Source organism: Cupriavidus sp. C2SS-8b, from assembly GCF_057073745.1.
The window spans coordinates 311,843-333,075 of the sequence record NZ_CP172717.1 but is presented as its reverse complement, the minus strand read 5'-3'; the positions used below and the strand labels follow the sequence as shown (position 1 = coordinate 333,075).

Below are 21,233 nucleotides of genomic sequence, written 5' to 3'. Positions count from 1 at the left end.
AGGAGGCAGCCGCTTCAGTTGACTTGCCGGGTGTTGTCTTGCCAGTACGGCGAGCGCAGGTCGCGCTTGAGGATCTTGCCGGCCGCGGACAGCGGCATCTCGCCGCGGAACTCGATGCTCTTCGGGCACTTGTAGCCGGCAATGAACTGGCGGCAATGCTCGCGCAGGCCCGCTTCATCCACCTGGGTGCCGGGCTTGAGCACGACCACGGCGTGCACGGCCTCGCCCCAGCGCGCATCGGGCACGCCGATCACGGCACACGACGCCACCGCCGGATGGCGCGACAGCACGTTCTCGACTTCCGCCGAATAGACGTTCTCGCCACCGCTGACGATCATGTCCTTGAGACGGTCGACGATGAACAGGTAGCCGTTTTCATCCATGTAGGCGCCGTCGCCGGTGTGCAGCCAACCGCCACGCAGCGTGTCGGCAGTTTCGCCCGGCTTGTTCCAATAGCCCTGCATGACGTTGGGGCCGCGCACTACGATTTCGCCCACGGCGTTGCGCGGGACTTCAACGCCCCGCTCATCGACGATCTTCACGGTGACGCCGTAGCCGGGACGGCCAGCCGAGCGGTACAGGCCGCTGGCGCGGCCTTCGGGGCCATGGTTGGCGGGCGGATTCACGGAGACCACCGGGGCAGCTTCGGTCAGGCCATAGGCGTGATAGAACTGAACCTGCGGCAGTGCGGCCAGCGCCGCGTCCAGCAGGCCGGCGCTGATCGGCGAGGCGCCGTAGTTGATGCGCTGCAGGCCGCTCAGGTCGTGGTTCGCAAACTCCGGATGCGACAGCACCGCCTGCAGCATGGTGGGCACGAGCAGGATCTCATTGACCTTCTCGCTCACCATGGTTTCCAGCACTTCCCGGGCGTCGAAAGCCGGAATCAGCGCGTGCGTGGCGCCGGCGATGAACAGCGTCACGGCCTTGGCCATGGCCGCCGTATGGAACAGCGGGCAGGCGTGCAGCGTGATGGTGTCTTCGGGACACGGGTACTGCGCCATGCGCGAAATCGCCGACGACCACAGGTTCATGTGCGACTGCATCACGCCCTTGGGCTTGCCCGTGGTACCGCCGGTGTACATGATGGCGGCGAGGTCTTCACCGCCGCGCAGCGCGTCATCGACCGGCGTGGCGTCGGCCACCAGTTGCTCGTACGACAGCATGCCATCGGGCGCCGGGCCGTCGCCGGCGTGGATCAGCAGCGGCTTGCGGCGCGCGCCGGCCATAATGCCCGCCACCATCGGCAGGAAATGGTCGTCGACGATCAGGATGCCGGTGTCGCAATCGTCCAGCGAATAGACAATCTCCGGCACGCTCCAGCGGGTATTGACGGGATTGAGGACGCCGCCGCCCCACCAGACGGACAGCATGTATTCGATGTAGCGGTCGGAGTTCAGCGCCAGCATGCTGACGCGGTCCCCGGGCGCCATGCCGAGCTGGCGCAGCGCGCCGGCCAGGCGCGCGACGCGGTCGCCAAGCTGGCGGAAGGTCTGGCGGCGATTGCGGAAAACGGTGGCGGTGCGTTCGGGCGTTTGCTGCAGGCAGCGATGCAGCCCCTGGGTCAGGTACATACTACGAAGTCTCCGGTGATACGGTGGCGCAGATGGCAATGGCGCGGCGGGCGGACGTAGCGCCCCGCTGTAGTGGGCCACTTTAGGAGCCGCCCCGTCGGCTGTCGTCCGCCGAAGGGAGGAAAATCCCGCCGGCCGCCAAATCGTCCAAAGGAACTACGACAGGCGTACGCCACCGTGGAACAATCGCGCCTTTCCTGAGCCCGGCGCGTCAAAATGCGTATGATTGAGCACAAATGTGCGAAATCCCGGGAAGTTGCGTCGATCAGCCATGCCCACAGGAGTAGAGGAGATTCCCTTGTCCGCCCACCCCGCCTCGTCCGGCACCCTCAGCGAATCCAGCCTGCCGGGACTCGTGGCCTCCAAGCTGGTGCCGCCGGCCAGTGGACCGACGACGCTCGCGCGGCCGCAGCTGGTGCAGGGGATGCTCGATGCCAGCGCCGCGCGCCTGATCCTGATCCGCGCGGCCGCCGGCTTCGGCAAGACCACGCTGATGCAGCAGTACGCGGCCCAATGCGCAGCCCGCCAGCGCGGCACGGCGTGGCTGCGCGTGGATGGCGGCGACAATGACCTGCAGCGTTTCCTGGTCCACCTGGACGCCGGCCTGCAGGCCCTGCCTGGCCGGCGCAAGGCCGCGCGCCCCGCCGCGCCCGCCAGCGAGCCCGCCGGCCCGTGGTTGGCGCACCGCATCATCGAGCAGCTGGCGGGCGCCGTGCTGCCCTTCAGCATCCTGCTCGACGACTTCGAGGCCGTGCAAAGCGCCTCGGTCCTCAATTTCATCCAGCAACTCGTCGAGGCCATGCCGCCTTGCGGGACGCTGGTGATCGCGTCGCGCGTGACCCCCGAGATCGGCCTGGGGCGCATCCGCGCGCGCGGGCACCTGCTCGAGATCCACCCGGCGCAACTGCGCTTCACGCTGGAAGAAGCCACCGCCCTGATCCGCGAGCGCTGCCACCTGCCGTTGCGCGACAACGAGATCGCAACGCTGCATCGCTGCACCGAAGGCTGGGCCACCGCGATCTACCTGGCCACGCTGTCGCTGCAGACCCGCACGGACCACGCAGCTTTCGTGGCCTCGTTCTCGGGCACCAATCTTGAACTGGCCGAGTACTTGGCCGAGGACATCCTGGCGCAGCAGGGCGAGGCTTGCCGGACCTTCCTGCTGGAAACCAGCGTGCTGGGCCAGCTCAGCGCGCCGCTCTGCGACGCGGTGACGGGCCGGCAGGACAGCCGCGCGATGATCGACTATCTCGAGCGCGCCAACCTTCTGCTGTTCCCGCTCGATGGCGACCGGACCTGGTATCGCTATCACCCGCTCTTCGCCAGCTTCCTGCAGCACCGGCTGGAACTGCAGCAGCCGGGCCGCGCCACCACGCTGCACCGCGCGGCGGCACGCTGGTACCTGGAACAGAATCGCCCCGTGCCGGCAGTGGACCATCTGCTCCAGGCCGGCCTGCACGACGAGGCGTTGCCCGAGATCGCGCGCCAGGCCGATACGCTGCTGGCCGGGGGCCGCGTGCGGCTGCTGGTGCGCTGGCTGGACCAGATCGACCCCGAGGCGCTGGCCCCCTATCCGCGCGTGCGGCTCGCGCGTGCCTGGGCACTGTTGCTCAACCGGCGCTATCCCGAAGCCCTGCAGGCCGTCGAATCGATCCAGGCGGAGCCCGACGACAGCGCCAATGGCGCAGACAACGAGCGGCTCGCCGTGGAGGCCGAAACCATCCGCTGCGTACTGCTGGTAATGACCGACCAGGTCGAAGCCTGCCGCCAGGCCAGCATGGGCCAGATTAACCGGCTCGGACCCGATGACCTGTTCCAGTACTGCATCCTGGCCAATTCGCTCGCGTACAGCCAGATCTGCACGCACCGCTACGACGATGCGCGCAGCGTGCTGTCGCGCGCGATCCAGCGCGGCGCCAGCGAGCGCTCGGTGTTCATGCGCAGCATTGCCGATTGCCTCGAGGGCATCATCGACCTGGTACAGGGCCGGCTGGGCAACGCGCTGGCGCGCTTCCACACCGCGTCCACGCGCACGTGGGATGACGCGCGCGGCGATATCACCGGCGACAAACCGGCCATCGACACCTCATGGGCACTGGCCCTGTACGAAAACGACGCGCTCGACGAGATGGCGCGTCTGCTGGCCGACGCACTCCCTTACACCAAGGCCAACGGACCGCCCGACTCCGTCATCAGCTGCCACGTGCTAAGCGCGCGGCTGGCGCTGCTGCGTGGCGACAAGGAGCAGTGGCTGCGTGTGCTGGCCGAGCTGGAGCAACTGGGCCAGCAGGTCAACGCCGAGCGTTCGGTGTGCTCCGCCTGGCTGGAGCGGGCCCGCGTGGCCACGCTGGAGGGCCGGCTCGAGGCCGCCGAGCAGGCGCTGCGCGCCGTCGATCTCTATGGCGGCTGGGAAGCGCTCGATACCGCCGGCCACGCCAGCGACATCGACCGTCCGTCGATCGCGCGGCGCCGGCTGGAGATTGCGCAGGGACAGCATGCCCAGGCACTCGCCGCGCTGGACCCGGCCATTGCCGCCGCGACCGCGCACCAGCGTTACTGGCGCCTGATCAAGCTGCGCATCCTGCGCGCTGCTGCGCTGGACGGCCTGGCGCGCCGCGAAGAGGCGCTGCAGGAAATCACCGAAGCGCTGCGCCTGGCTAGCCACGAAGACTTCCTGCGCACGTTCCTCGATGAAGGCGACGGCGTCGCTGCGCTCGTGCGCGCCTGGGCTTCGGCACACCAGGCGCAGGCGGCGGTCCTAGGTATCGCGCCTTCGTTCGTCACGCGATTGCTCGGCAAGCTGGCAGGCGCTTGCGCCAGTCACGACACCGAACCCGCGCTGGTGGCGGGCCTGTCGGACAGCCTCACGGCGCGCGAACTGGAAGTCCTTCAGATGTTGTCGGCGGGGCTGCGCAACCGCGCCATCGCCGAGCGGCTGTTCCTGTCCGAACTGACGGTCAAGTCCCACCTGCGCAAGATCAACACCAAGCTGGGGGCGCAAAACCGCACCGAAGCGGTGGCGATCGGGCGCGCCCGCGGGCTGATTCCGTAAGGCTCAAGAGGAAAGACCCGGCACATTGTGCCGGTCCCCTTCTCGAACCTGGTGCCCGTCGACCCATCATCCTCAACGCCGAAACACGCTGACTGCTTCAACAAGCCAAGTAGCCTGCAGCTTCAGGCTCTCCGCTGCTGCCGCACTCTGCTCGACCAGGGCAGCATTCTGCTGGGTGATATGGTCCAGGTCGGTAACCGCGCCGCCCACTTGCGTGATGCCGCTGCTTTGCTCCGCGGTCGCGGCACTGATCTCGGCAATCAGGTCGGAGACGCGCTTGACCTGTGCCACGATGTCTTCCATGGTCTTTCCCGCAGCGTCTACCAGACCGACGCCTGACTCTACGTTCTGCACGCTGACGTCGATCAGTCCTTTGATTTCCTTGGCTGCGTTCGCGCTTCGCTGGGCCAGGCTGCGCACTTCTCCGGCCACCACCGCGAATCCACGACCCTGCTCGCCAGCGCGCGCGGCTTCCACAGCGGCATTGAGGGCAAGGATATTGGTCTGGAATGCGATACCGTCGATCACCCCGATAATGTCGGCGATGCGCTTGGAGCTATCGGTAATCATGCTCATCGTGCTGACCACCTGTGACACGGCGCGCCCCCCGCGCTCCGCCGCTTCGCTGGCTGCGCCGGACAGCGTGTTGGCCTGTGCCGCCGTCTCCGCGTTGCTCTTGACCGTGGCGGTCATTTGCGTCATCGACGATGCCGTTTCCTGCACATTGGACGCAGCCTGCTCGGTGCGCGCGCTCAAGTCAGTGTTTCCGCGTGCGATCTCGTCGCTGGCAGCCTGTACGTTGATCACCTGCTCACTAACGTCGTCAATCAACCAGCGAAACATCAGGCCTAGCTGACCAATGGTTCGCAGTGTCATGCCGATCTCGTCCACACGGTTCATGTGCTCGGTCTTCTGGCTCTCGCCGGATGCCACGCGCAGTGCCTGCTGCAAAACCTGCTCGAGCGGCGTCGAGATCTGCGCCTGCAGCCACCAGGACGCAAGTAGCGAGACAAAAGCCATGATGCCCGCAAAGCCGCCCAGCGCCATGCCGGCAAGGCCCATGCACCACGCCGCCGCCGTGCTGGCGGGAAGCAGCGCCAGTAATGCCAGTCTCAGCCGCCAGCGCACAGGCATGGTCTGGAACATCGACGTCCAGCCCATTAGTCCTTTTCTGACAACCAACCCCTTGTGGAACTGGCGGTTGCTGGCATGGCCCTCACGGAAATCCTTATATAGCGCCTCGGCTGCGGCGATCTCTTCGCGCGACGCCTTGGTACGTACCGACATATAGCCGACCGGGCGCCCGTTTCGCACAACCGGGGTGGCATTGGCACGTACCCAATAGTGATCACCATTCTTGCGGCGGTTCTTTACCAGCGCAGTCCAGGGCTCGCCGCTTTTGAGCGTCGCCCACATGTCAGAAAAGGCTTCCTTGGGCATGTCGGGGTGACGCACGAGATTATGCGGCTGCCCCTTAATCTCCTCGCGCGTGAAACCACTGACTTCGACGAATGCTGCGTTGGCATAGTTGATATAGCTCTGTGTATCCGTGGTGGACATCAGCGTCGCATTGTCCGGAAACTCGAACTCACGCTGAGTGACTGGCTGGTTGTTGCGCAAGGCAAATCTCCCTATCAAGGATTTTCAGTAGGGGGGCATAGACCGTTCTGAAGGACTTACCTCTTCACAGCGCACAGGTATTTCAGGCGCTGACATCGCCGCCCGCGCGGACAGATTTCCGGCGCTGTCTGACGCCCCCATCTTGGTGCGTTATCGGTGTGCGCGCATCTGGCTACCCCCCACTTGCGAGGGGCGGTGACGAAATGCACTCGAATGAATTAGCAGCCGTGTTCCGGCGGATCTCGTCCCCCCTGTGGTCACCAGCGATGAAGTGCTCCCCGAGTTCCAGGAAGCGTGCCGGCGCGAACGTAATGCCGTCGGGCGGAGTGCCCGAAAATCCTCATTTGGCACGGCCTTCTTCTCCACCAGGTCTATCAGTACGATGGGGCCGTGCGCCCTTGGATTCCATGCTTTCTGGAGTATCATACGATGATAATTTCATTATCATCATATGCAACTACGAAGCACCTCTGCATCCGGCCGCTGCGGCGACGCGCACGACGGTTCGGATAAGGGTTCGGGGTGCACTATTTCTTGATGAGGGTTCAGTGGTAGAAGTGACGATCGAACCCCCTGCGAGGGACGCATTTCAGGGACGGAACTCCGCGCGGTTGGCTTTCGTGGCGAGTCAATTCGAATGTGACATCCTGCTTACGAGCGGCGCCTGGATTGCAAATGCCAAGGACGTCATGGACGTCATGCGGCTGTCCGCCCGCGCCGGCACGCACATACGAATCCAGACGACCGGACCGGACGAGGCGGCGGCCCTCGTTACCATCGCCGCATTGCTGAGGGGGAAGGCGCTTCCCAAGACTCTCTAATGGGCACCGACACGATGCAAGCGGACCGCTCCTCATTCGAGGCCTACCTGAAATTCCTGTCCGAGTCGGCCAACGACGGTACGCCGCAAGTATTGGAAACCCGGCACGCGCTGTCGCTGCATTTCGACGCACTGGCCACCCAAAGCTTCATGTCGCGCAAGGATCCCCACAAGCTGGTGCTCGGTTACACCAGGACGATGATGGGATTCCTGCTATTGCAGCCGACTCCCGCGAGAATCTCGATGATCGGCTTGGGCGGCGGTTCCCTTGCCAAATACTGCTACCGGCATCTCGCCAACACCAAAGTTGTGGCAATCGAGATCAATCCGGCCGTGATCGCCTTGCGCGAGCAGTTCCAAATCCCGCCGGACGACGAACGGCTCGAGGTGGTTTGCGCGGATGGCGCCGAGTATGTAGCAAACCAGAATGCACATCCCGACGTAATCCTGGTGGACGGATTCCTGGCCGACGGCATGCCGGAACAGCTTGGCACCGCGGACTTCTATGCCGCCTGCTACGCACGCCTCGCCGATAACGGTGTGCTGGTCGCGAATTTTCTTGAGAGCGATCCCGACATACCGCTTTATCTGGAGGAGGTCGGTACCGCATTTGGCAAGTCCATGTCGCTTTCCCTTGCTGAAGACAGTGCCAACTACACGTTGTTCGCCTGGAAAGGACCGAACAAGCTGCCCTCACTGGATGCACTGCTGGCACGTGCGCGCGTTCTGCAAACCTCGCATCCGCTGAACCTGACCGCGGCCGCCCGCCGGCTGAAACGCGGCGAGCGCGTTGCGTCGGATCGCGCCTCCTGGCCCAAGCCGCCGAGGCGCCAGATTCAGTATTGACGAGCCCCCCGCACAAGCTTCTGATCAGCCCAGCCATGCCCATCCCGCACCTGCGTAAGCTAACCGGAAAGGAGCGCAGCCCCGGAAGCAATCGGCAACTGGCTTGTTACCTCACCTTTGTTGCCGGAGCGACCAATGCCGGAGGCTTCCTGGCCGTGCATCAGTACACCTCGCACATGTCCGGCATTGTGTCCGCCATGGCCGACAACCTGGCACTGGGCAGTCTCTGGCTGATGCTGGATGGCCTGGGGACCATGCTGTCATTCCTGGCGGGCGCCGCCTGTTCGGCAGTTCTGGTCAACTGGGGCCGCCGCGAACGCCTGCAAAGCGAATATGCGTTGCCGCTCATGCTGGAAGCCGCGCTGCTGCTGTGTTTTGGCCTGCTTGGAAGCAATCTCGAGCGCCATGAATGGCTGTTCGTGCCGGCAACGGCCATGGTGCTCTGCTTCATCATGGGCTTGCAAAATGCTCTGGTCACCAAGTTGTCGAATGCAGAGATCCGCACCACGCACGTGACCGGCATGGTCACGGACATCGGTATCGAACTGGGCAAGCTCTTTTATTGGAACCTGTCCAGGGGCAACTCGAGCAAACCACCAGTACTCGCCAATCGGCACAAACTGCGAGTTCTCATCACGCTGGTCACACTGTTCTTCGCTGGAGGCGTCATTGGCGCCATAGGGTTCAAGCACATCGGGTTCAGCGCCACGCTTGCTTTGGCGATCCTGCTGCTCGCCCTCGCGGCAGTGCCAGTGCTGGACGATGTCCGTCTCCACTTATGGCGCAGCGACCTGCTGCCTCACCTGGCCGCACGCTCCCGGCGTTGGGCTCGCACAGTAAAAGATGAGGCGCACGCCGTATGGTTGGCTGCACAAGATCCCCGCACGCCATGGTATGCGAAAGCGCTAGCCTCGTTGACCGCCGCCTATGCCTTGTCGCCCATTGACCTGATTCCCGATTTCGTTCCCGTGCTTGGCTATGTCGAGGACGTGGTGCTGGTGCCTCTCGCCTTGTCGCTGGCAATGCGGCTTATCCCGATTGAGGTGATGCGTCAGCATCGCGCCACAGCAGCAGCGACCAGCGAGCGCCCAGTCAGTCGCGTTGCAGCGCTGGTGATCGTGACGCTCTGGGGTATTGCCACGGTATTGGCATCGGTCTGGCTCGTACGACATCACCCTTGGCGGTAAGGCGGTGCTGCAAGATCATTGATGCCCAAGATCAACCGCCTGTTTATTCCGCATCGCACAATGCCGCATGACCTTGCTTGCCCAAGCAAGCATTCGCGCCCAAGCTGAAGGCTCGAATGGAGGAACATCATGCAACCCACCAACTTTGTCTGGCACTACACGGTCGGCACGAGGTTGCCCGCGATCGCGGAAACCGGCGTGCTGATTCCGTCCAGGTCGCCGCATGCCGCGGCGTCGCTGGGCGTGTTGTGGTTCTCGCGGCGGCAGACCTGGGAGCCGTCCACGGCCCGCACCGGCTGGAAGCGTCACGCCGCCAGCAAGCTCGCGTTCCCAGAAACGGAAGGCCTGTTCCGCTTCGGCCTGCACGCCGCGGACAGCCGTCTCGTGCCGTGGCCGGCGGTCACGCGCCTGGCCGATATCGATATTCCGGAAGCCATGTCCATGGTCTCGGCGGGGCTGCGCCGCGGCGCCAGCCCGACCGACTGGCTCGGCGTGCTGACGCAGGTTCCGCTCGAGGATCTGCGCTTCCAGCGCTGGGACGGCGCGGCATGGTGCGATGCACAGCTGGATGACATCGACCTCGCGGCGCTTGCCGCGATGCGGCCGGTAGTTCCGGTCGGGCACGGCAGGCGCGTTTCCGTCGCCCCGCCCCGAGGCGGCTCGATGCAAGACGTCCATTGATGCCGTACCTTCCGCCGCGATGCAAGTGAAGTGCCGTTGGCACGCGCCCCCGGAGCGCCGCTTGCGAGTGCAGTCTTGACACCTTGCGAACGGCTTCCTTTAATGGGTAACACGCATCACGCCTGTCGCACGAAAGGCCCCACCCATTACATCAAGCCATGATCCAACCTGGCGGCGTTGAAGATCCGCAGCGCAAGAAGGAAGAACTGCGCAGCTTCCTGTTCCTCACCGCGGTGATGGTGCCGGTACTGTCGGTCATCATCGTGGCAGGCTACGGCTTTATTGTGTGGATGAGCCAGCTGATCAGCGGCCCGCCTTCGCATTGAGCCGACCACCCCGCAAGAGCATCCATATCGGCAACCATAAAAAGGCTGCAATACAGAATTAAACGGCCTTTAGCTGGAGTTACCGCATGCCAGCTGCAAGACCCAGCATTCCCATCGGGCTGATCCCATCCACCGAAGAGTGGCATATAGCAGGGATCGTGGTATACGCGCACCCTCAAAGCGTGGCCCATGTTCGCGCCGCCGTCGAAGCCATGACCGGCGTGGAGATCCATGCTGCCAGCGACAACGGCAAGATGGTGGTCACCGTCGAAGCCCCTACCTCCCGCGCCATCGCCGCTCATCTCACCTGCCTTCACCAGCTTGAGGGCGTGCTGTCCGCCACCCTGGTCTACCAGCACAACGAAGACGCCGAAGCCATGAACGAGGAGATCTCCGAATGAAAGTCTCTCGTCGGGAATTCATCAAGCAGACCGCCGTCGCGGCGGCGGCATCGGTAGCCGGCATTCAGTTGCCCGCCGAGGCCGCCAACTTCGTCACGGACAGCGAAGTCACCAAGCTGAAATGGTCGAAGGCGCCGTGCCGTTTCTGCGGTACAGGCTGCGGCGTGACCGTGGCCGTGCGCGACAACAAGGTGGTGGCCACCCAGGGCGACCCGCAGTGCGAGGTCAACAAGGGCCTGAACTGCGTCAAGGGCTACTTCCTGTCGAAGATCATGTACGGGCAGGACCGGCTGACCAAGCCGCTGCTGCGCATGAAGAACGGCAAGTACGACAAGAACGGCGAATTCGCCCCGGTCACTTGGGACCAGGCGTTCGACGAGATGGAACGCCAGTTCAAGCGCGTGCTCAAGGAAAAGGGCCCCACCGCCCTGGGCATGTTCGGCTCGGGCCAGTGGACCGTATGGGAGGGCTACGCGGCGTCCAAGCTGTTCAAGGCGGGCTTCCGCTCCAACAATATCGATCCCAATGCGCGCCATTGCATGGCATCGGCCGTGCAGGGCTTCATGCGCACCTTCGGCATGGACGAGCCGATGGGCTGCTATGACGATATCGAGGCCGCCGATGCGTTCGTGCTGTGGGGCTCGAACATGGCCGAGATGCACCCGATCCTGTGGACGCGCATCACAGACCGCCGCCTGAGCCACCCGAAGACGCGCGTGGCCGTGCTGTCGACGTTCACGCACCGTTCGTTCGACCTGGCGGACCTGCCCATCATCTTCACGCCGCAGACCGACCTGGCGATGCTGAACTTCATCGCCAACTACATCATCCGCAATAACAAGGTCAACAAGGACTTCGTCAACAAGCACACGGTGTTCAAGGAAGGCGTGACCGACATCGGCTATGGCCTGCGCCCCGAACATCCGCTGCAGAAAGCCGCGAAAAATGCCGCCAATCCCGGCGACTCCAAGCCGATCACGTTCGACGATTTCGCGAAGTTCGTCTCCAAGTACGACGTCGACTACGTCAGCAAGCTTTCCGGCGTGCCGAAGGACAAGCTGAACCAGCTCGCCGAGCTGTACGCCGACCCGAACATCAAGGTGATGTCGTTGTGGACCATGGGGTTCAACCAGCATACGCGCGGCAGCTGGGTCAACAGCATGGCCTACAACGTCCACCTGCTGACCGGCAAGATCGCCACGCCCGGCAACAGCCCGTTCTCGCTGACCGGGCAGCCGTCCGCGTGCGGCACGGCGCGTGAAGTCGGCACGTTCTCGCACCGGCTGCCGGCCGACATGGTGGTCACCAACCCGAAGCACCGCGAGGAAGCCGAGCGCATCTGGAAGCTGCCGCCGGGCACCATCGTCGAGAAGCCTGGCTATCACGCCGTACTGCAGAACCGCATGCTCAAGGACGGCAAGCTCAATGCCTACTGGGTGCAGGTCAACAACAATATGCAGGCGGCCGCCAACATCATGGAGGAAGCCCTCCCCGGCTACCGCAATCCTTCCAATTTCATCGTCGTGTCGGACGCCTACCCGACCGTGACGGCCTTGTCGGCGGACCTGATTTTGCCCAGCGCGATGTGGGTGGAGAAGGAAGGCGCCTATGGCAACGCCGAACGCCGCACGCAGTTCTGGCACCAGCTCGTCGATGCCCCGGGCGATTCCCGCTCGGACTTGTGGCAGCTGATGGAGTTCTCCAAGCGCTTCAAGGTTGACGAAGTCTGGCCGGCGGAGCTGCTGGCCAAGAAGCCCGAGTACAAGGGCAAGACGCTGTTCGACGTGCTTTACCGCAACGGCCAGGTCGACAAGTTCCCGATCAAGGAAGTCAACGCCGAGTACAACAACGCGGAATCGAAGGCCTTCGGCTTCTACGTGCAAAAGGGCCTGTTCGAGGAATACGCGAGCTTCGGCCGCGGACACGGCCATGACCTGGCACCGTTCGACCGGTACCACGAAGAGCGCGGGCTGCGCTGGCCGGTGGTCAATGGCAAGGAAACGCGCTGGCGCTACCGCGAAGGCAGCGACCCCTATGTCAAGGCCGGCACCGGCTTCCAGTTCTACGGCAATCCGGACGGCAAGGCCGTGATCTTCGCGCTGCCGTACGAGCCGCCGCCCGAATCGCCGGACAAGGAGTACCCGTTCTGGCTGGCCACAGGCCGCGTGCTGGAGCACTGGCACTCCGGGTCGATGACACGGCGCGTGCCGGAGTTGTACCGTGCCTTCCCGAACGCCGTGGTGTTCATGCATCCCGAGGACGCCAAGGCCATGGGGCTGCGGCGCGGCGTCGAGGTCGAGGTGGTATCGCGGCGCGGGCGCATGCGTTCGCGCGTGGAAACACGCGGGCGGGACGCGCCGCCGCGCGGCCTGGTGTTCGTGCCGTGGTTCGATGCCAGCCAGCTCATCAACAAGGTCACGCTCGACGCCACCTGTCCGATCTCGCTGCAGACCGACTACAAGAAGTGCGCGGTAAAAATCGTCAAGGTGTAACCGCCCACGCCAACCCACAATAGGAGACGCCATGATGCCGAGCCGATCCTGGTCACGCCTGCTGGCCTTATGTACGTGGCTGCTGGCCGCCTTCGCCATGTTCGCGGCCGCGCCCGCCGGCGCGCAGGGCCTGGTGGATTCCATGCGCGGTCCTACGCCCGTGGCCAGCGAGTCCAAGGCCCCGATCCTCTACCCGACCGAGAACAAGGACGTCCGGCGCAACCGCAACTACACCATGCAGCCGCCGACGATCCCGCACAAGATCGACGGCTACCAGCTCGACAAGGACTTCAACCGCTGCATGTTCTGCCATGCGCGCACGCGCACGGAAGAGACGCAGGCGATCCCGATCAGCATCACGCACTACATGGACCGCAATAACAACGTGCTGGCCGAAGTCTCGCCGCGGCGCTACTTCTGCACGCAGTGCCATGTGCCGCAGGCCGATGCCAAGCCGCTGGTCGGCAACAGCTTCGTCGATGTGGAAACGATGCTCAAGCGTACGCCCGGCGGCAAGAGCGCAGGCAAATAAACCACAACACAGGTGCGCGCCATGCTGGATCTCATCAAGCGCTACTGGCGGACCATCAACCGGCCCAGCGCCTATTTCAGCCTGGGCTTCCTGACGCTGGGCGGCTTCGTCGCCGGGGTAGTGTTCTGGGGCGCGTTCAATACCGCGCTGGAACTGACCAACACCGAGCAGTTCTGCACGGGCTGCCATGAAATGCGCGACAACGTGTACCAGGAATTGCAGGGCACCATCCACTTCACCAACCGCAGCGGCGTGCGCGCCAAGTGCTCGGACTGCCACGTCCCGCATAACTGGACCACCAAGATGGCGCGCAAGATGCAGGCGTCGAAGGAAGTGTGGGGCAAGATCTTCGGCACCATCGACACGCGCGAGAAATTCCTTTCGCACCGGCTGGAACTGGCCCAGCACGAATGGGCGCGCTTCAAGGCCAATGACTCGCTGGAATGCCGCAACTGCCACGATTACCAGTCGATGGACTTCACGCGCCAGAGCCCGCGCGCGCAGGCCATGCATTCCACCTACCTGGAAAACAAGGAGAAGACCTGCATCGACTGCCACAAGGGCATTGCCCACCACCTCCCCGACGTATCGAAAGCGGAGGAAAAGTAGCGCGTGCCAACCCGTTTGTCCGGGATCTCCTGTGATGGCATGGCCCGCGGCCCGGCGCTGCGGGCCAGCGGACTGGCATTTTCCCGTTCAGGGCGCCCGGTCTTCGCCGGCATCGAGCTGGCGCTCGACGCCAGCGGACTGGTGCAGGTGCTGGGCACGAACGGCAGCGGCAAGTCCACGCTGCTGCGCGTGCTGAGCGGGCTGCTGCCGCCCGCCGAAGGCAGCGTCAGCTGGCAAGGCTTGCCTGTACGCACCGGCGACCCGGCCTACCTGCAGTCGCTGGCCTATCTGGGCCATGCCGACGGGATCGACACCGACCTGAGCGCCGCCGAGAACCTTCGCTTCGCCGCGCGGCTGGCGGGCCTGCGCCCATCGCCGGACGCCGTGCGTGCCGCGCTGGCACGGCTTGGCATGGAGCGCGCGATGCTGGCCCCGGCACGAACCCTTTCACAAGGCCAGCGCCGGCGCGTCGCGCTGGCCCGGCTGGCATTGATTCCGCGCACCCTGTGGCTGCTGGACGAACCGCTGACCTCGGTCGACGACCAGTCGGCCAGCCGCTTTCATGAACTGCTCGACGCGCACCTGCAAGACGGGGGCATGGCCGTGATCGCCACGCACCGGCTGCTTCCCGGCGGCGGCGATATCCTCGAACTCGGCGAAGCGACAGCGCTCGCTCCCGCGTAAGGACATCATGATTGCCACCCTCGGCGCCATCGTCATGCATGACCTCTCGCTCGCCTGGCGGCGGCGCGGCAGCCTGCTGGGCAGCGTGGTGTTCTTCGTCATCGCGGCGAGCCTGTTCCCGCTCGCCATCGGCCCCGACCCGCAGCAACTGCGCGCATTGGCGCCCGGCATCCTGTGGGTCGCTGCACTGCTGGCGTCGATGCTGTCGCTATCGCGGCTGTTCGCGCAGGAGTATGCCGATGGCAGCCTGGACCAGCTGCTGCTGTCGCCCCAGCCACTGGCCTTGCTGGTGCTGGCGAAAATCTGCGCGCACTGGCTGACCAGCGGCGTGCCGCTGCTGTTGCTGACGCCGCTGCTGGCCCAGCAATACAGCCTGCCCGCAGGATCGGCGCTGCTGCTGTCCGCATCGCTGCTGGTTGGCACGCCCGCGCTGAGCCTGATCGGCGCGGTCGGCGCGGCGCTCACGCTCGGCGTGCGCGGCGGCGCCGTCTTGCTGTGCATCCTGGTATTGCCGCTGTGCGTGCCGGTGCTGGTGTTCGGCGCCAGCGCCGGCGCGGCGGCCGACGCCGGGCTGGATGTCATGCCGCAGTTCTCGCTGCTGGGCGCCTGCCTGGCGCTGTCGCTGTTCCTCTGCCCGCTCGCGACCGCAGCGGGGCTTCGCATCGCCATGGAGTAGGCCGCATGAGCCAACCGCTGCACTCCGCCCACGCAACCGGTCACCGGGGACATGCCCGTCGACCGCGCTGGCTGGCCTTTGCCGCGCCAGTGCGCTTTTATCCGCTCGCGGGCCGGCTCGCGCCGTGGTTCTTCGCGGCTGCCGCGCTGTTGCTGGCAGCCGGCCTGTGGCTGGGCTTCGTCGTGGCGCCGACCGACGCGCAGCAAGGCGAGGTCTACCGCATTATCTTCATCCACGTGCCGGCGGCGTGGATGTCGATGTTCATCTACCTGGTCATGGCCGGCTACTGCGCGCTGGCGCTGGTGCTGCGCACGCGCCTGTCGTCGATGATGGCTTCGGCGCTGGCGCCCACCGGCGCACTGTTCACCGCCATTGCGCTGTGGACCGGCGCGCTGTGGGGCAAACCGACCTGGGGTACGTGGTGGGTGTGGGATGCGCGCCTGACCTCCGAACTGCTCCTGCTGTTTCTCTACCTCGGCTTTATCGCGCTGGAGGCCGCCATCGACGAGCCGCGCCGCGCAGAGCGCGCGTGCGCCGTGCTGGCGCTGGTCGGCGTGGCAAATATTCCGGTGATCTACTTTTCGGTGCAGTGGTGGAACACGCTGCACCAGGGCGCCTCGGTCAGCCTGACCGCGGCGCCGTCGATGGCCGCGACCATGCTGGCCGGCATGCTGGTGATGACGCTGGCGTGCTGGATGTACACCATCGCCGTGGCGCTGGTGCGCGTGCGCTGCATCCTGCGCGAGCGCGGCGAAGCCGGCACGCTGCCGGCCGATCCTCGGGAGACTGCACCATGAGTGGCTTCACGCTGGCTTCGCTGTCGGGCCATGCCGGCTATATTGCCGCCGCGTTCGGCATGACCTTCGCCCTGATCGGCATCGAACTGGTGCTGCTGCGCCGGCGCAGCAGCACCAGCAAGGCCGGGCACTCGCCGCGATGATGCAACGATGACACCACGACGCCGCCGCCTCGGCATGCTGCTCGCCGCGCTGGCCTGCGCCGGCGTGGCACTTGCACTGGTGCTCAATGCGTTCCGCTCCAACCTGGTGTTCTTTTTCAGCCCCAGCCAGGTCGCCGCGCACGAAGCCCCCGCCGCGCGCAGCTTCCGCCTTGGCGGGCTGGTCGCGCCGGGCTCCATCCGCCGCGAGGGCGATGGCATGACCATCCGTTTCATTGTCACCGACAAGGCGCGCGAGGTGTCCGTGGTCTATCGCGGCCTGCTGCCCGACCTGTTTCGCGAGGGCAAGGGCGTGGTCGCGCGCGGCACGCTCGACGGCAGCGGCACGTTCGTCGCCAGTGAAGTGCTCGCCAAGCATGACGAGAACTACATGCCACCCGAAGCAGCCGATGCCTTGAAGCAGGCGGAGCAGGTCAACCGCCGCATGGCCGGCCAGCTCGCGGAAGGCGACCGGGGGATGCAACGGTGAATCCGGAACTCGGGCATTTCGCGCTGATCGTGGCCCTGCTGGCGGCCGTGGTGCAAGCCGCGCTGCCGCTGGCCGGCGCCGCGCGCGGCAATCCGGCATGGATGTCGGTCGCCCGGCCTGCCGCACGCGTGCAGTGCGCACTGGTGGTGCTGGCCTATGTGTCGCTGACCATCGCTTTTGCCGACAGTGATTTCAGCGTGCGCTATGTCGCCGCGAACTCGAACAGCGACCTGCCGCTCGCCTATCGTCTGGCGGCCGTGTGGGGCGGACATGAAGGCTCGATGCTGCTGTGGACGCTGATGCTGGCCCTGTGGTCTCTCGCCGTCTCGGTCTTCAGCCGCCGCCTGCCGCTTCCAGTGGTGGCGCGCGTGCTCGGCGTGATGGGTGCGATCAGCAGCGGCCTGCTGCTGTTCCTGCTGTTCGCGTCCAACCCGTTCATCCGCCTGCTGCCGCCGGCCATGGCCGGACGCGACCTGAACCCGCTGCTGCAGGACCCGGGCATGGTGTTCCATCCGCCCATGCTCTACATGGGATACGTCGGCTTTGCCGTGACCTTTGCCTTCGCCGTGGTGGCGTTGCTCGAAGGACGCCTGGACGCCGCGTGGGCACGCTGGGCGCGGCCGTGGACCACGGTGGCGTGGATGTTCCTGACGCTCGGCATCATGCTCGGCAGCGCCTGGGCCTATTACGAACTCGGCTGGGGCGGCTGGTGGTTCTGGGACCCCGTGGAAAACGCGTCGTTCATGCCGTGGCTTGCCGGCACGGCGCTGATGCATTCGCTCGCGGTGACCGAGAAGCGCGGCGCGTTCCGCGCGTGGACCGCCCTGCTCGCGATCTTCACGTTCTCGCTGAGCCTGCTGGGCACTTTCCTGGTGCGCTCCGGCGTGTTGACTTCGGTCCATGCCTTCGCGGTCGACCCCAAGCGCGGCATCTTCATCCTGACGCTGCTAGGGCTCGTGACCGGACTCGCGCTGGCGCTGTTCGCGTGGCGCGCGCCAAAGCTCTCGCGGCGCACGGACTTCAGCCTGGTCTCGCGCGAGTCCTTCCTGCTGGCCAACAACGTGCTGCTGGCCGTGGCCGCGGCCACCGTGCTGCTCGGCACGCTCTATCCGCTGCTGCTCGACGTGCTGGGCCTCGGCAAGATCTCGGTGGGGCCTGCGTACTTCGAACAGGTGTTCGTGCCGCTGATGGCGCCTGCGGTCCTGCTGATGGGTGCCGCGCCGCTGGCGCGCTGGCGGCATGGCGAGCTGCCGGATATGACACGCCGGCTGCGCTGGGCCGCGGTCGCCAGCGCCGTCATCGCTCTCGTCCTGCTGCTGGTGCTGCGCAATGCTTCAGCGCTGACCGGGCTCGGCCTGCTGCTCGCGACGTGGTGCGCTGCCAGCGCGGCAGCCAGCCTCGTGGCGCGGTTGCGTAACCAGCGTGGTCGCCGCCTGTCGACGCTGCGCCAGTTGCCGGCCGGCTACTACGGCATGCTGCTGGCCCATATGGGCGTGGGCGTGTTCATCGCCGGCGTGACGCTGGTCAGCAGCCAGGAAAGCCTGCGCGAACTGCCGATGCGGCCCGGCGAGACGGTAACGGTCGGCAGCTACGATTTCCGTTTCGATGGCGTGGCGCCAGGCACTGGCCCTAACTACGAAGCACTGCGCGGTGCCGTCAGCGTGTCGCGCCACGGCAGCACCGTTGCCACGCTGGCGCCGGAGCGACGCATCTACCGTAGCCAGGACATGCCGACCACCGAGGCCGCCATCGACAGCGGCATCACGCGCGACCTGTACGTGGCGCTGGGTGAATCGCTCGGGGACGGACGTTGGGCAGTGCGCGTCCATGTGAAGCCATTCGTCGACTGGATCTGGGGCGGATGCGTCCTGATGGCGCTGGGCGGGCTGCTTGCCGCAAGCGACAAGCGCTACCGCCTGCGTCGCCAGGTCGCCAGCACAGCCACGCCGGCCGCCGACGCCGCGCAAGCTCAAGCGCCCGCGCTGGCACTGGCCGGCCGGGAGGAGACCCCGACATGACGCGTTTCCTGCTGCCGCTTGCGGTGTTCCTGGCGCTTGCGATCGCGCTTGCCGCGGGACTGCGGCATGACCCGCGCGAGCTGCCGTCGCCGCTGGTCGGCAAACCGGCACCGGCGTTCGTGCTGCCGGTGCTGGACCAGGACGGCCACAAGCTCTCGACGGCGGACATGCGCGGCAAGGTGTGGCTGCTCAATGTCTGGGCGTCGTGGTGCACCGCCTGCCGCGCCGAGCACCCGGTGCTGGTCGACTTCGCCGCGCGCTCGCGCGTGCCGCTCTACGGCCTCAACTACAAGGACCAGGATGGCGCCGCGCGTGAATGGCTGCAGCGCATGGGCAATCCGTACGCGGCGTCGCTCGTGGATACCGACGGGCGCGTGGGCATCGACTTCGGCGTGTATGGCGTGCCGGAGACCTTCGTCATCGACCAGGCCGGCGTGGTGCGCTACAAGCAGGTCGGCCCGGTGACGAAGGAAGTGCTTGAGCAAAAGCTGATTCCGTTGCTGGAATCGCTGGAGAAGGGGGATGGTCATGCGTAGCGCCGCCCTCGCCTGCTGCGCGCTTGCATTCGCCCTGCACGCAAGCGCCGCCACCCCGACCGACGCCGAACTCGACGCGCGCGTCCACGCCTTGTCCGAGCAACTGCGCTGCCTCGTCTGCCAGAACCAGACGCTGGCAGATTCCAATGCCGAGCTGGCGGTCGACTTGCGCCGTCAGGTACGCGAACAGTTGCGCCAGGGCGCCAGCGACGACGAAGTGAAGCAGTATCTCGTTCAGCGCTACGGTGATTTCGTGCTCTACAAGCCGCCGCTCAAGCCGCTGACGTGGCTGCTGTGGTTCGGTCCCCTGCTGTTGCTAGTCGCAGTCGGGGCGGCCCTGTGGCGCGTCCGCTCTCGCCGCACCGACCCCGCAGCGCCGCTCGACGATGCCGAACGCCGCAGGCTCGCGGAGTTGCTCGACGAGCCGCCGCCCCGTGCGCCGGCGCCCCCAGCCCCCCTGCCCCCGCTATCGCCGCCATGACCACATTCTGGTTCCTTGCTGCCGCGCTGATAGCCGTCACCATGGCCGGGCTGCTGTGGCCGCTATTACGCCAGCCTTTGGTTGCCGCGGTGGCGGACCGCCCTGCCCCGGCCTTGCGCGATGTCTATCGCGACCAGTTGCGCGAACTCGACGCCGACCTGCGCGCCGGTACGCTGAGCCCCGCGCGCCACGCGGAGGCGCGCGATGAACTCGCCCACCGCTTGCTCGAGGACGCCGGACAGCCCGTCACCACGCGGAGCGAGCATCGTTCTTCCACGCTGCTCGCAGCGGCGCTGCTGGCATTGCTGCCGAGCGCGGCCATCCTGCTCTACCTGCACCTGGGCAATCCGGTCGCGCTGTGGGGCGCGGGCGACATGCACGCGGCCGAAGACAGCCAGCATGAAATGAGCGTCGCACAGATCGAGGGCATGGTGAACCAGCTCGCCACGCGGCTGCGCGACAAGCCCGACGATCCCGAAGGCTGGTCGATGCTCGCCCGCTCGTACACGGCGCTGCAGCGCTATGACGATGCGGCCGCTGCTTACGGCAAGGCCATTGCACTCGCGCCCGACGTGGCGGCACTGCGCTCGGACTTTGCCGACGTGCTGGGCAGCGTGAACGGCGGCTCGCTCGAAGGCCCGGCCATGGAACAGATCCGCCGCGCCCTGGCGCTCGATCCCGACGATCCCAAGGGACTCGCGCTAGCTGCCAGCGCGGCGGCAGAGCGTGGCGAGACCAGCGAGGCCATCGCCTACTGGGAACGCCTGTACCACCTGTTGCCGCCGGACTCGCAAACCGCGGCACGGGTCGCGGCCAACCTGGCAGCCGCGCGTGGCGTCGGCAAGCCGCCGGCCACGGCAAGCATCCGCGGCACGCTTGTGCTCGCGTCCGATGCCGGCAGGACACCGGGCCCCGACGAAACCGTCTTCCTCTACGCTCGCGCCGTGGAAGGTCCGCGCATGCCGCTCGCCGTGCTGCGCCGGACCGTGCGCGACCTGCCGCTGCAATTCACGCTGGACGATTCGCAGGCGCTGACGCCGGAACACAAGCTGTCGGGACAGCAGCAGGTCATGGTGGAGGCGCGCATCTCGGCAAGCGGCAATGCGACGCCGCAGGCGGGTGACCTCGTCGGCCAGGCAGGACCGGTACGGCTCGGTGCCGACGATGTACGCGTCGTGATCGGCGGCACGCAGCCTGCCGAGCGCTGAGCGGGCGGTCGCCAGCAACGGGCCGAGACGCGGAAGTAGAATCCCCCCATCTTCTGCCACCCTGGC

21 protein-coding genes are annotated in these 21,233 nt (G+C 65.9%); 19 read left to right on the top strand and 2 right to left on the bottom strand.

Going from position 1 to position 21,233, the window contains the following annotated elements:
• Nucleotides 1-14: 14 nt before the first annotated feature.
• Nucleotides 15-1,571, bottom strand: a complete 1,557-nt coding sequence (locus tag ACIGJB_RS18515) for a long-chain-fatty-acid--CoA ligase (protein WP_483733758.1) — start codon at nt 1,569-1,571, stop codon at nt 15-17.
• 298 nt (nt 1,572-1,869) lie between these two features.
• Here ACIGJB_RS18515 and ACIGJB_RS18510 point away from each other — a divergent pair, with 298 nt between their 5' ends.
• Nucleotides 1,870-4,623, top strand: coding sequence for a winged helix-turn-helix domain-containing protein (locus tag ACIGJB_RS18510; RefSeq protein WP_483733757.1), 2,754 nt, complete (start codon nt 1,870-1,872; stop codon nt 4,621-4,623).
• Between the two features lie 72 nt (nt 4,624-4,695).
• On the opposite strand, the gene ACIGJB_RS18505 is transcribed toward ACIGJB_RS18510, so the two are convergent.
• Nucleotides 4,696-6,243, bottom strand: coding sequence for a methyl-accepting chemotaxis protein (locus ACIGJB_RS18505; protein WP_483733756.1), 1,548 nt, complete (start codon nt 6,241-6,243; stop codon nt 4,696-4,698).
• Nucleotides 6,244-6,650: 407 nt separating this feature from the next.
• On the opposite strand from ACIGJB_RS18505, the gene ACIGJB_RS18500 reads away from it, so the two are divergent.
• The 18 genes from ACIGJB_RS18500 (at nt 6,651) to ccmI (ending at nt 21,167) form a co-directional block, all read left to right on the top strand.
• Nucleotides 6,651-7,064: an HPr family phosphocarrier protein gene (locus ACIGJB_RS18500; protein WP_483734722.1), complete on the top strand. Its 414-nt coding sequence runs from the start codon at nt 6,651-6,653 to the stop codon at nt 7,062-7,064.
• Between the two features lie 14 nt (nt 7,065-7,078).
• Nucleotides 7,079-7,909 carry a fused MFS/spermidine synthase gene (locus tag ACIGJB_RS18495; RefSeq protein ID WP_483734721.1) on the top strand — a complete coding sequence of 277 codons (831 nt, stop codon included), beginning with the start codon at nt 7,079-7,081 and terminating at the stop codon, nt 7,907-7,909.
• Nucleotides 7,910-7,944: 35 nt separating this feature from the next.
• The gene (locus ACIGJB_RS18490) at nt 7,945-9,096 is read left to right on the top strand and encodes a DUF1275 domain-containing transporter (RefSeq protein ID WP_483733755.1); all 1,152 of its coding nucleotides are present in this window, start codon (nt 7,945-7,947) and stop codon (nt 9,094-9,096) included.
• 129 nt (nt 9,097-9,225) lie between these two features.
• Nucleotides 9,226-9,777 carry a hypothetical protein gene (locus ACIGJB_RS18485; RefSeq protein WP_483733754.1) on the top strand — a complete coding sequence of 184 codons (552 nt, stop codon included), beginning with the start codon at nt 9,226-9,228 and terminating at the stop codon, nt 9,775-9,777.
• A 158-nt stretch (nt 9,778-9,935) separates the two neighbouring features.
• Nucleotides 9,936-10,103, top strand: a complete 168-nt coding sequence (gene napE, locus ACIGJB_RS18480) for a periplasmic nitrate reductase, NapE protein (protein WP_483733753.1) — start codon at nt 9,936-9,938, stop codon at nt 10,101-10,103.
• Between the two features lie 86 nt (nt 10,104-10,189).
• The gene (locus tag ACIGJB_RS18475) at nt 10,190-10,504 is read left to right on the top strand and encodes a chaperone NapD (protein ID WP_483733752.1); all 315 of its coding nucleotides are present in this window, start codon (nt 10,190-10,192) and stop codon (nt 10,502-10,504) included.
• Nucleotides 10,501-12,996 (top strand): periplasmic nitrate reductase subunit alpha, encoded by a 2,496-nt coding sequence (napA, locus tag ACIGJB_RS18470; RefSeq protein ID WP_483733751.1) that lies wholly within the window; start codon nt 10,501-10,503, stop codon nt 12,994-12,996. Before ACIGJB_RS18475 ends, napA begins: the two co-directional genes overlap by 4 nt.
• Nucleotides 12,997-13,027: 31 nt before the next feature.
• A complete protein-coding gene (locus ACIGJB_RS18465; protein WP_483733750.1) occupies nt 13,028-13,528 on the top strand; it encodes a nitrate reductase cytochrome c-type subunit in 501 nt (166 codons plus the stop codon).
• A 21-nt stretch (nt 13,529-13,549) separates the two neighbouring features.
• Nucleotides 13,550-14,137 carry a cytochrome c3 family protein gene (locus ACIGJB_RS18460; protein WP_483733749.1) on the top strand — a complete coding sequence of 196 codons (588 nt, stop codon included), beginning with the start codon at nt 13,550-13,552 and terminating at the stop codon, nt 14,135-14,137.
• Nucleotides 14,138-14,176: 39 nt separating this feature from the next.
• The gene (gene ccmA, locus ACIGJB_RS18455) at nt 14,177-14,821 is read left to right on the top strand and encodes a cytochrome c biogenesis heme-transporting ATPase CcmA (RefSeq protein ID WP_483734720.1); all 645 of its coding nucleotides are present in this window, start codon (nt 14,177-14,179) and stop codon (nt 14,819-14,821) included.
• A 7-nt stretch (nt 14,822-14,828) separates the two neighbouring features.
• Nucleotides 14,829-15,497 carry a heme exporter protein CcmB gene (gene ccmB, locus ACIGJB_RS18450; RefSeq protein WP_483733748.1) on the top strand — a complete coding sequence of 223 codons (669 nt, stop codon included), beginning with the start codon at nt 14,829-14,831 and terminating at the stop codon, nt 15,495-15,497.
• 5 nt (nt 15,498-15,502) lie between these two features.
• On the top strand, nt 15,503-16,294 hold the full coding sequence (gene ccmC / locus ACIGJB_RS18445) for a heme ABC transporter permease CcmC (protein ID WP_483733747.1): 792 nt from the start codon (nt 15,503-15,505) through the stop codon (nt 16,292-16,294).
• A complete protein-coding gene (locus ACIGJB_RS18440) occupies nt 16,291-16,437 on the top strand; it encodes a heme exporter protein CcmD (RefSeq protein WP_483733746.1) in 147 nt (48 codons plus the stop codon). The genes ccmC and ACIGJB_RS18440 overlap by 4 nt, the downstream gene beginning before the upstream one ends.
• A 7-nt stretch (nt 16,438-16,444) precedes the next feature.
• Entirely contained in the window at nt 16,445-16,924 is a 480-nt protein-coding gene (gene ccmE, locus ACIGJB_RS18435) for a cytochrome c maturation protein CcmE (protein WP_483733745.1), read from the top strand.
• On the top strand, nt 16,921-18,942 hold the full coding sequence (locus ACIGJB_RS18430) for a heme lyase CcmF/NrfE family subunit (protein WP_483733744.1): 2,022 nt from the start codon (nt 16,921-16,923) through the stop codon (nt 18,940-18,942). Before ccmE ends, ACIGJB_RS18430 begins: the two co-directional genes overlap by 4 nt.
• Nucleotides 18,939-19,478, top strand: a complete 540-nt coding sequence (locus ACIGJB_RS18425) for a DsbE family thiol:disulfide interchange protein (protein ID WP_483733743.1) — start codon at nt 18,939-18,941, stop codon at nt 19,476-19,478. The genes ACIGJB_RS18430 and ACIGJB_RS18425 overlap by 4 nt, the downstream gene beginning before the upstream one ends.
• Entirely contained in the window at nt 19,465-19,959 is a 495-nt protein-coding gene (locus tag ACIGJB_RS18420) for a cytochrome c-type biogenesis protein (protein WP_483733742.1), read from the top strand. The genes ACIGJB_RS18425 and ACIGJB_RS18420 overlap by 14 nt, the downstream gene beginning before the upstream one ends.
• Nucleotides 19,956-21,167, top strand: a complete 1,212-nt coding sequence (ccmI, locus tag ACIGJB_RS18415; protein ID WP_483733741.1) for a c-type cytochrome biogenesis protein CcmI — start codon at nt 19,956-19,958, stop codon at nt 21,165-21,167. The genes ACIGJB_RS18420 and ccmI overlap by 4 nt, the downstream gene beginning before the upstream one ends.
• Nucleotides 21,168-21,233: the final 66 nt, after the last annotated feature.